12 protein-coding genes, 2 pseudogenes and 1 riboswitch are annotated in these 13229 nt (G+C 75.8%); of the genes and pseudogenes, 10 read left to right on the top strand and 4 right to left on the bottom strand.

Annotated elements, in window-relative coordinates; all coding sequences use genetic code 11:
* Positions 1 to 8 precede the first annotated feature (8 nt).
* From ABZ793_RS00400 to ABZ793_RS00420, 5 genes and pseudogenes are all read left to right on the top strand, one after another.
* Positions 9 to 212: a hypothetical protein gene (locus ABZ793_RS00400; RefSeq protein WP_350702076.1), complete on the top strand. Its 204-nt coding sequence runs from the start codon at positions 9 to 11 to the stop codon at positions 210 to 212.
* Positions 213 to 221: 9 nt separating this feature from the next.
* The gene (locus ABZ793_RS00405) at positions 222 to 686 is read left to right on the top strand and encodes a TadE family protein (protein WP_357449643.1); all 465 of its coding nucleotides are present in this window, start codon (positions 222 to 224) and stop codon (positions 684 to 686) included.
* The gene (locus ABZ793_RS00410; RefSeq protein WP_357449646.1) at positions 671 to 1150 is read left to right on the top strand and encodes a TadE/TadG family type IV pilus assembly protein; all 480 of its coding nucleotides are present in this window, start codon (positions 671 to 673) and stop codon (positions 1148 to 1150) included. Before ABZ793_RS00405 ends, ABZ793_RS00410 begins: the two co-directional genes overlap by 16 nt.
* Positions 1147 to 1587, top strand: a pseudogene (locus tag ABZ793_RS00415) (hypothetical protein); the annotation flags it as partial. The gene ABZ793_RS00410 and the pseudogene ABZ793_RS00415, both read left to right, overlap by 4 nt.
* A gap of 23 nt (positions 1588 to 1610) precedes the next feature.
* A pseudogene (locus ABZ793_RS00420) lies at positions 1611 to 2732 on the top strand (LysM peptidoglycan-binding domain-containing protein); the annotation flags it as partial.
* 377 nt (positions 2733 to 3109) lie between these two features.
* On the opposite strand, the gene ABZ793_RS00425 reads toward ABZ793_RS00420, so the two are convergent.
* Together ABZ793_RS00425 and bluB are read right to left on the bottom strand one after the other, a co-directional pair.
* Positions 3110 to 3949 carry a Rieske (2Fe-2S) protein gene (locus ABZ793_RS00425; protein ID WP_357449649.1) on the bottom strand — a complete coding sequence of 280 codons (840 nt, stop codon included), beginning with the start codon at positions 3947 to 3949 and terminating at the stop codon, positions 3110 to 3112.
* Between the two features lie 150 nt (positions 3950 to 4099).
* Positions 4100 to 4729, bottom strand: coding sequence for a 5,6-dimethylbenzimidazole synthase (bluB, locus tag ABZ793_RS00430; RefSeq protein WP_357449652.1), 630 nt, complete (start codon positions 4727 to 4729; stop codon positions 4100 to 4102).
* Positions 4730 to 4765: 36 nt separating this feature from the next.
* A riboswitch (cobalamin riboswitch) is annotated at positions 4766 to 4966 on the bottom strand.
* A 183-nt stretch (positions 4967 to 5149) separates the two neighbouring features.
* Here bluB and ABZ793_RS00435 point away from each other — a divergent pair.
* Both ABZ793_RS00435 and ABZ793_RS00440 read left to right on the top strand, forming a co-directional pair.
* Complete coding sequence (locus ABZ793_RS00435) at positions 5150 to 6067, top strand: EamA family transporter (RefSeq protein WP_357449656.1); 918 nt, start codon at positions 5150 to 5152, stop codon at positions 6065 to 6067.
* Positions 6068 to 6108: 41 nt separating this feature from the next.
* The gene (locus tag ABZ793_RS00440) at positions 6109 to 6870 is read left to right on the top strand and encodes a crotonase/enoyl-CoA hydratase family protein (protein ID WP_357449659.1); all 762 of its coding nucleotides are present in this window, start codon (positions 6109 to 6111) and stop codon (positions 6868 to 6870) included.
* Between the two features lie 23 nt (positions 6871 to 6893).
* Here ABZ793_RS00440 and ABZ793_RS00445 read toward each other — a convergent pair whose 3' ends face one another.
* The gene (locus tag ABZ793_RS00445; RefSeq protein WP_357449662.1) at positions 6894 to 8369 is read right to left on the bottom strand and encodes an FAD-dependent oxidoreductase; all 1476 of its coding nucleotides are present in this window, start codon (positions 8367 to 8369) and stop codon (positions 6894 to 6896) included.
* A gap of 91 nt (positions 8370 to 8460) precedes the next feature.
* On the opposite strand from ABZ793_RS00445, the gene ABZ793_RS00450 reads away from it, so the two are divergent.
* On the top strand, positions 8461 to 9525 hold the full coding sequence (locus ABZ793_RS00450; protein ID WP_357449665.1) for a serine hydrolase domain-containing protein: 1065 nt from the start codon (positions 8461 to 8463) through the stop codon (positions 9523 to 9525).
* A 25-nt stretch (positions 9526 to 9550) separates the two neighbouring features.
* Here ABZ793_RS00450 and ABZ793_RS00455 read toward each other — a convergent pair whose 3' ends face one another.
* Positions 9551 to 10489: a phytoene/squalene synthase family protein gene (locus ABZ793_RS00455; protein ID WP_357449668.1), complete on the bottom strand. Its 939-nt coding sequence runs from the start codon at positions 10487 to 10489 to the stop codon at positions 9551 to 9553.
* 65 nt (positions 10490 to 10554) lie between these two features.
* Between ABZ793_RS00455 and ABZ793_RS00460 the strand changes: the two genes are divergently transcribed.
* Positions 10555 to 11706 (top strand): polyprenyl synthetase family protein, encoded by a 1152-nt coding sequence (locus ABZ793_RS00460; protein ID WP_357449671.1) that lies wholly within the window; start codon positions 10555 to 10557, stop codon positions 11704 to 11706.
* Positions 11706 to 13214, top strand: coding sequence for a phytoene desaturase family protein (crtI, locus tag ABZ793_RS00465; protein WP_357450587.1), 1509 nt, complete (start codon positions 11706 to 11708; stop codon positions 13212 to 13214). The genes ABZ793_RS00460 and crtI overlap by 1 nt, the downstream gene beginning before the upstream one ends.
* The last annotated feature ends 15 nt before the right edge of the window (positions 13215 to 13229 follow it).

Here is a 13229-nt window from a genome sequence, read left to right on the forward strand (position 1 = left end):
AGCCCGTCATGTCCGTCATCACCTACCTGCACGTCGCGCTGGCGGCGCGGCTGGCCGAGCTGCGCCGCGACGGCGAACGGGGGGACAGCCCCGTACCCACCGCCGTGATCATCTTCGGCCTGGTCGCCGTCGCGATGGCGGTCACCGCCGCCGCCCTCGGCGCGGCCAACGACTGGATGGACAACATCCCGAAGCACCAGGACCCGAAGTAGCCCTGATCCGTGAGCCGCGCAGACTCCTCGCCGGGGCGCCGGGCGCTCACCGTCGCCCGGCGCCCCGCCCTGGCCGTCGCCCGGCGCCTGGCAGCCGGCGGGACCGACCGGGGGGCCAACCCGGTCGAGCTGGCGGTGGCGATGCCGGCGATCCTGCTGCTGCTCTTCGCCTCGATCCAGACCGCGGCCTGGTTCGTCGCCCGTTCCACCGCGCTGAACGCCGCGCAGAGCGCGGTCAACGCGCAACGGCTGCACCAGGCGCCGCCCGGGGCCGGCGAGGCCCGGGCCACCCGCTTCCTGCGGGCCGCCGGCGGCTGGCTCGTCGACTGGGACAAGCCCGCCCCGAGCTGCGAGAGCACCAATACCGAGGTGACCTGCACGGTGCGCGGTCGCGCCCTGTCGGTCGTCCCCGGGGTCAGCTTCCCGGTACGGCAGACCGCGCACGGGACGGTGGAACGGTGGACCACGCCGTGAGCCGTACCGCCGAGCGGGGCTCGGTCTCGATCGAGGTGGCGGTCCTCGCCCCGGCCTTCATCGCGCTGATCGTGCTGGCCGGGGTCACGGGGCGTACCGCCGTGGCGGCCGAGGCCATCGACGCCGCCGCCCACGACGCCGCCCGCGCCGCGTCGATCTCCCGGGACGCCCGCACCGCCCGCGCGGAGGCGCGGGACGCGGCCCGCCGGCAGCTCGACTGGCGGGGCCTGGACTGCGCCGGCAGCCCGGAGGTGACCTTCAGCGGCGCGGTACGCGGCAGGCCCACCGCCCTCGACGCGGCGTTCCGCAGCCCCGCCGGGCAGGACGCCTCGGTCACCGTGCGGATCGTCTGCACGGTCTCCTACCGGGACCTGCACCTGTCCGTCCTGCCGGGGATGCCCGCCGGCAACCGGGTGTCGGCGAGCTTCACCTCGCCGCTGGACCGCTACCGGAGCCGGCGATGACCGCCGGTCGGGTCCGGCCGGCTCCCGCCACCCTCGGCGACGAGGGTCGGGTGAGCGTCTTCCTCGCGGTGGCGATGGTCGGGATCCTCGCCGTCATCGGCATGGCCTTCGACGGCGCCGGCCAACTGCGCACGTTGCAGCGGGCCGACAACCTCGCGGCCGAGGCCGCCCGGGCCGGCGGTCAGGCCATCGACCGGGCCACCGCCATCGAGGGTGGGCCCACCCGGATCAACCGGCCGCAGGCCCGCCGGGCCGTCGCCGACTACCTCGCAGCCGCCGGCGCCGCCGGCCACACCGTCAGCTTCCCGGTCGTCGACGGGGAGACCCGGGTCCGCGTACGCGTCACCGTCACCCACCACAGATCCATGCTCGGCCTGTTCGGCTTCGACGAGACCGTCACCGTCTCCGGCGAGGCGACCGCGCGGCCGCTCACCGGAGCACCGAAGGAAGGAAGGCAGCCATGGCCGCTTCGGGTCGTTCCGTCGTACGGCGGACCGGACGGATCCTGACCGGGTTCGGCGCGCTCGTCGTGCTCTGCGCGGTGCTGGTAGGCGCGCCCGTGGCGCTGCTCGCCCTCGCCGGCAACCCGCTGCCCGACCACCTGCCCACCGTCGCGGAGATCGGCGCGACGCTGACCAGCCGCGACGACGGGCGCCTCTTCCTGCGCGCGCTGGCGCTGGCCGGTTGGTTCGGGTGGGCGACGTTCGCCTTCTCCGTGCTGGTGGAACTCTGCGCGCAGGCGCTGCGCCGGCCGGCACCCCGGCTGCCGGGCATGAGCCGCCAGCAGCGGGCCGCCGCCGCCCTGGTCGGGTCGGTCGCGCTGATCATCGCGGCCAGCCCGGCGGCGAGCGCGGCGACGGCCGTCGCCGGCCCGTACGCCCTGCCGGCAGCGCCGATCGCTAACGCGCCGATGGCTGTCCCGCCGCAGGCCACCTGGCCGGCCTCCGCCGCTCCGGCCGTCCAGGCTGGCCCGGCTCTGCCGCCCGCCCGTGCAGCCCACGTCGATCTGGCGGCCCAGGCCGCGCAGCCTGCTCCGGCGGCCTCGGCGGCGCAGGCTGCTCCGGCCGTGCAGCCTGTTCCGGCTGCCTCGACTGACGGGGCGGCGGTCTACCGGGTGGCCCGGGGCGACCAGCTGGGCAGGGTCGCCGAGCGCTACCTGGACGACTTCGACGACTACCGTGAACTGGCCGCGCTGAACCGTATCGACGACCCGGACCGGATCCACCCGGGCCAGTTGCTGAGGCTCCCGCAGGAGGCCGAGGACCGGGGTGCCCGCCGGCACGCCGCCGGCCGCCTCGTCGCCCGTCCCACCGCACCCCTGCCGGCCCCGCAGCCCACCCCGGAACAGGTCACCCCGGAGCGGGCGACGCCCCCGGCGCAGGCCCCGGCACCGCCGCCGGCCGACGCGCCCGGCGACGAGGCCCCGACGCTGACGGTCGGGGCGGCCCGGGCCGGCGAGCCCGACCGCGTGAACCGACCGCTCGCGGTCTCCGCCGTCCTGGCGGTGGCGAGCATCGTCGGCGCGCAGATCGGCGCGGTCCTTGGCCTGCGCGGCCGCCCCGCCCGCGTACCGGCAGGCGCGGCCCGCACCGCCACCACACGCCGTCGAGGCACCGGGCGGAACGGAGGCAGCCGCAGCGGAATCGGACGCGCGACCGAACGTGACGGAACCGTACGGGCCCGGACGGGTCGCGGAACCGGACGGAACGCGAGTCCCCGGGACACCGGCCCAACCACCCCCACCGGGACGACCGCGATCCCGAGCAGCAGCACCACTCCGGGCGGCCCCCGCGACGCGCCCACCGGCCCCCACCCGGTGGCCGGCGCCCTGGCCCGCGCCCACCCGGACACCACCCGCGAACCCCAAATCGGCCGCCACCGCCGCCCCTGACCCACCCAACCCCACCCCAACCCCCGGACGCCCCCGTTGATCGGTGGGTGGGTGGGTGGGGTGGGTGGTCAGGGGAGGCGGGTTTCCAGCATGCCGTTGACGATGCGGGTGGGCAGGACCTGCTGGTCGTTGCCGGACGGCCCGTGCACGACCTCGCCGCCGTTGAGCCGGAACGTGCTGCCGTGCCACGGACAGACCACGCACGCGTGCCCGTCGATCTCCTGCACCTCACCCTCGCCGAGCGGGCCGCTCTGGTGCGGGCAGCGCTCCAGCATCACGGTGACCTCGTCGCCGTGCCGGTAGAGGATCACCGAGACGTCGTCGATCTCCCGGGTGATCAGCTTTCGCTGCGGCAGGGCGGACATGTCCGCGATCGAGTGCCAGCCGTCGCTCATCCGGTGCAGCTCGGAGATGCTCTGGTTGACCTGCGCGCCCTGCTTGTACGCCAGGTGCCCGCCGATGTACGCCCCCATGCTCGCGGCGCTGAGCCCGAGGAAGCCGAGCGTACGGCCGAGGTTGTGCCGGCCGGTCATCCGGGCGGCGATGGAGCCGGCGTAGAACGTGAGGCCGACGCTGTTGGAGGCGGCGTGCACCAGGCCGATCCGGCGCTGGTCTCGGGCGAGGGCCGCCCAGTCGTTGAGCCCGGCGACCGCGGCCGGCAGGGCACTGACGGTGCCCACCGCGCACAGCGTCGTGGCGGCGCGGCGCTGCCCCGGCATCAGGTCCAGCACGGCCGTGCTGAGCCACGCGCCGACCGGCACCTGCACCATCGCCGGGTGCAGCGGGTGCCCCAGCCACACGCCGTGCAGCAGGTCGCGGACGCGCCTTGGGCGGAGGGTGGCCTGGACGGCCCGCTGCAACCGGTCGCCGATCCGGTCCAGCGCGGAGGCCTGCTCGATCTTCGTCATGAGTGCTCGCACCCGTACCGACTTCCCGGCAGGAGCGACCGCAAACCGGTATCCGGTGACGGATCCGCAGCGGTGCGTGACGAGGTCCCTGCCGGCCCGGAACCGGGCGGGCACCGGCCGGATGGCACCCGCCCTTCCGCGGTGGTGCGGTCAGCGGTCCGGCGGCGTCCAGCGGTCGTGGTGGATCGCCTCGGCCAGCGGGCGCTTCTGCCGCCAGCCGTGCCGGGCCAGGTCGGGCACGGCCTCGAAGTGGGTGACCGGCCCGAGGCAGAGCCACGCCACCGGCCGTACGCCGTCGGGGATGCCGAGCAGTTCGGCCAGCCAAGGCTCCCGGTAGAACGACACCCAACCGACGCCGAGCCCCTCTGCGGTGGCGGCCAGCCAGAGGTTCTGGATGGCGAGGCAGGCCGAGTAGAGCCCGGTGTCGGCGATGGCGTGCCGCCCGAGCACGGCGGGGCCACCTCGGGCCGGGTCGTAGGTGACCACCACGGACAGGGTGGACTCCAGCACCCCGTCGATCTTGATGCGGGCGAACCGCTCGGCCGCCTCCCCGTCCAGGGTGGCGGCGAAGGTGTCCCGCTCGGTCTGGACGTGCTCGTGGAACCGGCGCCGTAGCTCGGGGTCGCGGACGAGGACGAAGTCCCAGGGCTGGGAGTAGCCGACGCTCGGCGCGGCGTGCGCCGCGGTCAGGACGCGGTGCAGCGTCCCGTCGGGCACCGGCGCCCCGGTGAACTGGCCGCGGACGTCCCGGCGGCGATGGATGACGTCGTAGAGATCCAAGGCAGGCTCCCGCTGCGCTCGGCCCACGCTCCGGGCGTGGGCACCTGACCGCGAGGCCGGTCTTCGGACTCCCGGATCGACGCCTGGCCGTCCGCCTTCCCGGCCCGGGCGGGCCAGTGGCTGCGCTCTCGCGCGTGGACGGTGGCTCCCCGGTCACCGCGGCGGGCCCGTGCCGGATTCGCACCGGCTTCCCGATTCTCCCCGCTCGCGCGGGGCACCTCACATGATCGTGCCGCCCGGCATGCTAGCGCCGCGCCACCCGGACCCGCCGCCCGGCCGGCGGCGGCACCCGCGTCGGGGTAGAGGTCGTCGCCGACCGGCAGGGCCGGACCGGCCAGGGGCCGGACCGCCGCCCCGGACCGCCGGCCGGGCGTGGAAATCCGGTCGCGCGCCGCGCCGTCCGCGACCAGTGTGGTCCGGGTGTACGCACTCGCCTCCCGCCCGCTGCCGGCCGGCCACCCGGCGGCCCGACTGACCGTCGCCCTCGGCCGACCCCGGGCCGTGCCGCCGCCGCTGCTGATGCTGCTGGGCATGCTCTCCACCCAGGTCGGTGCGGCCGTCGCCAAGCAACTCTTCGGCAGCACCAGCGCCGGCGGTACGACCACGCTGCGGCTCGGCTTCGCCGCGCTGATCCTGCTGCTCGTGGCCCGGCCCGGGCTGCGGCTGGGCTGGCGCGCCGCCGGCCTGGTCGGGGCGTTCGGGCTCACCCTGGCGCTGATGAACCTCGCTTTCTACGCGGCGCTGCACCGGGTGCCGCTCGGCGTGGCGGTCACCATCGGTTTCGCGGGGCCGCTGCTGGTGTCGCTCGCCGGCAGCCGCCGGCCGGCCGACGTGGCGTGGGCGGTCCTGGCGGGCGGCGGGGTGCTGCTGATCAGCGGGCTCGGCGGGACCGGGATGGACCGGGTGGGGCTGCTGCTGTGCGTCGCCATCGCGGTCGGCTGGGCCGGGTACGTACTGCTCGGCAAGGCGGTCAGCGCCCGTGTGCCGGGCAGCCGGGGCCTCGCGCTGGGAATGGCCGTCGCCGCGCTCGCCGTACTGCCGTTCGGGGTCGCCGGCAGCGGCACGGCGCTGCTCGACCCGTGGACCCTCGCGCTGGGCGTCGCGGTGGCACTGCTGTCGTCGGTGCTGCCGTACTCGGCCGAACTGGCCGCGCTGCGCCGGATGCCGGCCCGCGTCTTCGCGATCCTGCTCAGCCTGGAGCCGGCGATCGGCGCGCTGGTCGGGCTGGTCCTGCTGGGCGAGCTGCTGGCCTGGCCGCAGGCGGCCGGGGTGGCGTGCGTGGTCGGCGCCGCGCTGGGCGCGACCCTGGTCCGTCCCCGCGCCGCGAAGGCGCGCTGACGCCCCTGGCGCCGCCGGCACCACCGGGGCATGCTGTGCCGATGGGCGTACGCGTCGAGCACGACGGGCCGGTGACCACGGTGATCCTGGACCGCCCGGCGGCCCGCAACGCGGTCGACGGGCCGACGGCCCGGGCCCTGGCCGACGCGTTCCGCGCCTTCGAGGCCGACCCCGACGCAGCGGTGGCCGTGCTCTGGGGCGCCGGCGGCACGTTCTGCGCGGGGGCCGACCTGAAGGCGATCGGCACCCCGAGCGGCAACCGGGTCGAGCCGGAGGGGGACGGCCCGATGGGCCCGACCCGGATGGTGCTCGGCAAGCCGGTGATCGCCGCGATCTCCGGTCACGCCGTGGCCGGCGGGTTGGAGCTGGCGCTCTGGTGCGACCTGCGGGTCGCCGAGTCCGACGCGGTCCTCGGGGTGTTCTGCCGGCGCTGGGGGGTGCCGCTGATCGACGGGGGGACGGTCCGGCTGCCCCGGCTGATCGGCGAGAGCCGGGCGATGGACCTGATCCTCACGGGCCGGCCGGTGCCGGCCGAGGAGGCGTACGCGATGGGGCTGGTGAACCGGCTGGTCGCCCCGGGTGAGGCGCGGGCGGCGGCCGAGCGGCTGGCGGCCGAGATCGCCCGGCACCCGCAGACCTGCCTGCGCAACGACCGGGCCGCCGTGCTGGCCGGCGCGGGCCAGCCGGAGCCGGCGGCGCTGGCGACCGAGCTGGCGTACGGGATGGACTCGCTCGCCGCCGACGCGGCGGCCGGGGCGGCCCGGTTCGCCGCCGGCGCCGGGCGGCACGGCGCGGCCGTCTAGCGCAGGCGTCGCAGCGCGTCCGTCTAGCGCAGGCGCCGCAGCGCGTCCTCGATGGCGCGGTGGAACGTCGGGTAGGCGTAGATCATGTGCCGGAGCCGGGCCAGCGGCACGGCCGCGTGCACCGCCACCACCAGCCCGGAGAGCACCTCGCCGCCGGCCGGCCCGACCGAGGTCGCGCCGATCAGCACCCCCTGGTCAGCGTCGGCGACCAGCTTGACGAATCCCTCGTTGCCGCTCCGGTGGATCCAGCCGCGCGCCGACGACGGCAGCTCGGCGAGGCCGACCTGCACGTTGATCCCGCGCTCGCGGGCCTGCCGTTCGGTGAGGCCGACCGCGCCGATCTCGGGGTCGGTGAAGGTGACCCGGGGCAGCGCGCGGTAGTCGGCGCGCGGCACCGCGCCGGCGGAGGCCCCCGACCGGGTGGCGCCGGACGCGCTGACCGCGCCGACAGCGCCGCCCGTCACGCGGGCGGTGCCGCTGGCGTCCGGCCCGCCGTCGGCGCGCCGGGCGTGGTCGAGCACGTCGGCGACGACGATCCCCGCCTGGTACATGGCGACGTGGGTGAACGCGCCCTCCCCGGTGACGTCGCCGACCGCCCACATCCCGTCGGTGACGCGCAGCCGGTCGTCGACGGCCAGGTACCGCTGGCCGGCGTCCACCCCGACGGTGTCCAGGCCCAACTCGTCGAGGTGAGCCCGGCGGCCGGTCACCACCAGCAGCCGCTGCCCGGTGAACTCGGCCCCGTCGGCCCCGTGCAGCGTGAAGCCGCGCCCGTCGTGGCGGACCCGCTCCGCCCGTACGCCGGTGTGGATCTCCACCCCGTCGGCGCGCAGCGCGGCGGCGGCCACCTCGGACGCCTCCGGCTCCTCGACCGCGAGCACCCGGTCCGCCGCCTCGACGACGGTGACGCGGACGCCGAACCGGGCGAAGACCTGGGCCAGTTCCAGGCCGATCGCGCCGCCGCCCAGCACCAGCAGCGACTCCGGCAGCTCCTCGACCTCGATCGCCTGGCGGTTGGTCCAGTACGGCGTGTCGGCCAGCCCGTCGACCGGCGGCACGGACGGCTTGGTGCCGGTGCCGAGCACGATCCCGTGCCGGGCCTGGAAGACCCGCTCGCCGACCCGGACCCGGCCGGGGCCGTCGAGGCGGGCGCTGCCCCGGACGAACCGGCCGCCCTTGCCGGTGAAGCGCTCCACGGCGACCGTGTCGTCCCAGGTGTCGGTGGCCTCCTCGCGGATCCGCTTCGCCACGGGCGCCCAGTCGGGCCGGACCTGGGCGGTGCCGGCGAGCCCGTCGACCCGGCGCGCCTCGGCGATCGCGTTGGCCGCCCTGATCATCATCTTGCTCGGGATGCATCCCCAGTAGGGGCACTCCCCGCCGACCAGGTCACGCTCGACGCCGACGACGGTCAGCCCGGCCTCGGCGAGCCGCCCGGCCACCTCCTCGCCGCCGACCCCGAGCCCGACCACGACCACGTCCACCAGTTCCGGCTCCGCCATCCCGCCAGCATTCCGCACCGCCCGGTCTCCGACCACCCGGCCGGCGCGATATTCGCTGCCCGGGTGGTGGTCGGCCGCCTACGGTGGCCGGATGCGCGCCCGTTTCTCCGCCGTCCACGACTGCTTCGCCGACCTGCTCGCCAGCGGCCGGGAGAGCGGGGCCGGCCTGGCGATCTGGTACGACGGGGAGCCGGTCGTCGACATCGTCGGCGGGGAACGGTCGCCGGGGCGGCCGTGGCGGCCGGAGACGCTGGTGAACGTCTACTCGGTCGGCAAGCCCGTCGCCGCGCTCTGCCTGCTGATGCTGGTCGACCGGGGCCGGCTCGGCCTGGACGACCCGGTCGCCGCGCACTGGCCGGACTTCCGCACCGCGGCCACCGTCCGGCAGGTGCTCACGCACACCGCCGGACTGCCGACCTTCCCGGTGCCCCGGCCGGCCGCCGCGATCGCCGACTGGGACCTGCTCTGCGCCGACCTCGCCGCCGCCGGGCCGGAGTGGCCGCCGGGTTCCGTCGCGGGCGAGCACGCCTGGACGTACGGGCATCTGGTAGGCGAGTTGGTGCGGCGGGTCGACGGGCGGTCGGTGGGCCGCTTCCTGGCCGAGGAGATCGCCGGGCCGTGGCGGCTGGACCTCGGCTTCGGCCTCGGCGAGGCGGACCGGCGGCGCTGCGCCGAGCTGCGGTACGGCGACCCGGGGTGGCCGGACCGGGTGGCCGGTGCGCCGGGCTCGCTCTGGGCGCGGGCGCTGGACAACCCGCCCGGCGGGCGGGACCTGGCGGTGGTGAACAGCCCGCTCTGGCGGGGCGCGGAGGTGCCGGCGGTCAACCTGCACTCGACGGCGGGTGCCCTGGCCCGGCTCTACGCGGGCCTGCTCGCCGGTGGCGTCCTCGACGGCGTACGCCTGTTCAGCCCGGAGCTGGTGGGCGAGGCGACGCGGGTCCAGTACGACGGCGACGACCTGCTGCTGGGTCGGCGCACCCGGTGGACGCTGGGCATGCAGTGGGAGGAGGACGGGAGCTGGGGCATGGGCGGGATCGGCGGCAGCTCCGCCTGGGCCGACCCCGCGCGCGGCTACACCTTCGCCTACGCAACGTCCCATCTGGCCGACCACGACCGGGTCGACGCCCTGGTGGACGCCCTGCACTCCTGCCTCTGACCCGCCCCCGGGGACGGCGCGGCCGTCACGGGGCGGGCACGGGGACCGGGGCGGGCGCCAGGGCGGGCCCGGGGATCACCACGGGCGTGCCGGTCGGGGCGAGCAGGGCGCGGGCGGCCACCGCCAGCCGGCGGCGCCGCGGCACCAGCGCCCGGCCGGCGAAGACGTCGTAGTCCTGCGCGGCCACCTCGTCGAGGATGCCGCCGTAGAGCGCGTACGCGGTGCGCATGCACGCCTGCGAGGCGGGCGCGAGCAGCGTGATCCCGGGTGCCGCGGCGGCGTAGTGCGCCTGGGCGCGGCCCACCTCGTACGCGATCAGCTTCCGGATCCGGGGCGTGGCCCGCCCCCGGGCGCGGGCCTCGGTCAGCTCCTCGCGGGTGACGCCGAACAGGGCGAGGTCGTCGTCGGGCAGGTACGTCCGCCCGCGCTCCAGATCCTCGCCGATGTCCCGGATGAAGTTGGTGAGCTGGAAGGCGAAGCCGAGCTGGCGCGCCGGCTCGCGGGCCGCGGCCGGGTCGGAGCTGCCCAGGATCGGCAGCATCATCGTGCCGATGACGGCCGCCGAGCCCTCCATGTAGTCGAGCAGGTGGTCGTAGGTGCGGTACGAGGTGACCGTCAGGTCCATCGCCATGCTCTTGAGGAACGACACGAAGTCGTCCCGGTCGAGATCGAAGACGGCGATGGTGTGCAGCACGGCCGGGAGCAGCGGGTCGTCGACCGGCTGGCCGTGCAGCCCGGCGACGAAGCGGCCGGCCCAGTCGTCGAGCCGCGCCGCACGCTCGGCCGGGGACAACTCCTCGGTCCGGTCGACGATCTCGTCCGTGTAGCGGGTGAACCCGTAGAGGGCGTGCACGTGCCGCCGTTTCCAGGCGGGCAGCAGCCGGGTCGCGAGATAGTAGGTGCGGCCGTGGCGTCTGTGCACCGCACGGCAACGGTCATAGGCAGCGGTGAGATCCGTGTCCACCGGCCCTCCTCAAGTATCGACGCACCAATCGACGCAAGACGTAACCCTAGGGTACGCTCGGCCGCATGGCCAACGACGCAGTTGCCGGCAACACCCTCCGCGTCACGCCGGCAGCCCCGGGGGACGGGGACGACCTCGTCGGCGCGGTCCTGGCCGCGTACACGAGCGATCTGGTCACGGCGGTGGACCGCACCCTGGCCGCCTTCCTGGCCGCCGAGGTCGCCTCGCTGGCCGAGATCGACGCGGCGATGGGCCGTTTCGCCGCGACGGCGCGCGACAGCGTGCTGGCCGGCGGCAAGCGGGTCCGGCCGACGTTCGCCTACTGGGGCTGGCGCGGCGCGGGAAGCGCGGAGCCGCTGCCGGCCGTGCTACCGGCGTTCGCCGCCCTGGAGTTGCTGCACACCTTCGCCCTCGTGCACGACGACGTGATGGACGCCTCCGCCACTCGACGCGGCCGGCCGACCGTGCAGGTGGCGCAGGCCGCCCGGCACGCCGCCGCCGGGCACCGGGGCGACCCGCGTCGGTTCGGCGAGGCGGTCGCGGTGCTGGTCGGCGACCTCTGCGTGGTGTGGGCCGACCGGCTCCTCGCGCACGCCGCCCTGCCACCGGCCCGGCTGCTCCACGTCCGCCGCTGCTACGACCAGATGCGGGTGGAGACGATCGCCGGGCAGTACCTCGACGTGCTCGGCGAGAGCGACGCGGCGAACTGGTCGGTCGACCGCGCGCTGCGGGTCGCCCGCTACAAGACCGCGAGCTACACGGTGCAGAAGCCGCTGCTCTTCGGCGCCCGCCTGGCCGGCGTCGACACCGACGCCCCGCTGATCGCCGCGTACACCCGATACGGGCTCGCGGTCGGCGAGGCGTTCCAGCTCTGCGACGACCTGCTCGGCGTCTACGGCGACCCGTCGGCCACCGGCAAGCCGGCCGGCGACGACCTGCGCACCGGCAAACCGACCGCGCTGCTCATGCTCGCCCGGCAGCTCGCCACGCCGGCTCAGTGGCGCGCGCTGGACCGGGTCGGCGACGGGGTGACGGACGAGGAGATCGCCCGGCTCGCCGGCGTGGTCGCCGACACCGGCGCGGTGGACCGCGTCGAGCGCATGATCTCCGACCGGGTCGCCGAGGCGCTCGCCGCGCTCGACGCCGCGTCGATCGACGAGACGGCGCGCACCGCGCTGACCGGTCTCGCCACCGCCGCCACCAACCGGCGGGCATGATGGGCAACTTCGCACAGGGGGGTGATCGCGTGCGCACCGTGCACGGGCGTACGGACCGGGTGGTGGTGGTCGGCGCCGGCCTGGGTGGGCTGGCCTGCGCGCTGCACCTGGCGGGCAGCGGCCGGCAGGTGACCGTGCTGGAGCGCGAGCCGGTGCCGGGCGGCCGGGCCGGCCGGCTCGGCGTCGACGGCTACGAGTTCGACACCGGCCCCACCGTGCTCACCATGCCGGACCTGATCGCCGAGGCGCTCGGCGCGGTGGGCGAGGAACTGGACGACTGGCTCGACCTGACCCCGCTCGACCCGGCCTACCGGGCCTACTACCCCGACGGGTCGACGCTGGACGTCATCACCGACACCGCCCGGATGGCCGCCGAGATCACCCGGGTCTGCGGCCCCCGCGAGGCCGACGGCTACCTGCGCTTCGTCGACTACGCCCGGAAGCTCTGGCAGTGGGAGCGCGCCGACTTCATCGAACGCAACCTGGACGCGCCCACCGACCTGCTCACCGGCAACCTCCTGAGGCTGCTGGCGGGCGGCGCCTTCCGCCGGCTCCAGACGAAGATCAACCAGTTCTTCCGCGACCCGCGCACCCAACGGATCTTCTCCTTCCAGGCGATGTACGCCGGCCTCGCCCCGCACGACGCCCTGGCCATCTACGCGGTCATCGCGTACCTCGACTCGGTGGCCGGGGTCTACTTCCCGCGCGGCGGCATCCACGCGGTCTCCCGGGGCATGGCCGGCGCCGCCGAGAAACACGGCGTGCAGATCCGGTACGACACCACGGTGACCCGGGTGGAGACCGCGAACGGCCGGGCCACCGGCGTGCTGACCGCCGACGGGGAGCTGATCCCGGCCGACGTGGTGGTGCTCAACCCCGACCTGCCGGTCGCCTACCGCGACCTGCTGCCGCCGACCCGCCCCCGCAGGCTCACCTACTCGCCGTCCTGCGTGGTCCTGCACGTGGGATCCCGGCAGGGATATGGGAGGATCGCCCACCACAACATCCACTTCGGACGGTCCTGGAAGGGCACCTTCGATGAGGTCATCCGGCGCGGCGAGCTGATGAGCGACCCGTCCCTGCTGGTGACCAACCCGAGCCGGACGGACCCGTCGCTCGCGCCCGCCGGCCGGCACACCTACTACGTGCTCGCGCCGGTGCCCAACCTCCACCGGGCGCCGTTCGACTGGCGGGGCGACCTCACCGACCGCTACGCCGACCAGCTCGTCGGGACCCTGGAGGAGCGCGGCTACGTCGGCTTCGGCGCGGGCGTCGAGGTGCTGCGGGCCGTCACCCCGGCCGAGTGGGCCGAGCAGGGGATGGCCGCCGGCACCCCGTTCGCCGCCGCGCACAGCTTCTTCCAGACCGGCCCGTTCCGCCCGTCGAACCTGCACCGGACGCTGCCGAACGTGGTCTTCGTCGGCTCGGGCACCCAGCCCGGCGTCGGCGTGCCGATGGTGCTCATCTCCGGCAAGCTCGCCGCCGGCCGCATCACCGGGGAATCCTGATGGCCCTCGCCCGCA

The organism is Micromonospora sp. NPDC047465, assembly GCF_040643125.1.
GTDB lineage: Bacteria > Actinomycetota > Actinomycetes > Mycobacteriales > Micromonosporaceae > Micromonospora.

Excerpts from the sequence above, each read along its gene's own strand:
- ABZ793_RS00400 (WP_350702076.1), top strand. The coding sequence starts at position 9 with ATGTCCGTCATCACCTACCTGCACGTCGCGCTGGCGGCGCGGCTGGCC.
- ABZ793_RS00425 (WP_357449649.1), bottom strand. The coding sequence starts at position 3,949 with ATGACGAAGATCGAGCAGGCCTCCGCGCTGGACCGGATCGGCGACCGG.
- ABZ793_RS00440 (WP_357449659.1), top strand. The coding sequence starts at position 6,109 with ATGGGCGTACGCGTCGAGCACGACGGGCCGGTGACCACGGTGATCCTG.
- ABZ793_RS00445 (WP_357449662.1), bottom strand. The coding sequence starts at position 8,369 with ATGGCGGAGCCGGAACTGGTGGACGTGGTCGTGGTCGGGCTCGGGGTC.
- ABZ793_RS00450 (WP_357449665.1), top strand. The coding sequence starts at position 8,461 with ATGCGCGCCCGTTTCTCCGCCGTCCACGACTGCTTCGCCGACCTGCTC.
- ABZ793_RS00460 (WP_357449671.1), top strand. The coding sequence starts at position 10,555 with ATGGCCAACGACGCAGTTGCCGGCAACACCCTCCGCGTCACGCCGGCA.
- crtI (WP_357450587.1), top strand. The coding sequence starts at position 11,706 with ATGGGCAACTTCGCACAGGGGGGTGATCGCGTGCGCACCGTGCACGGG.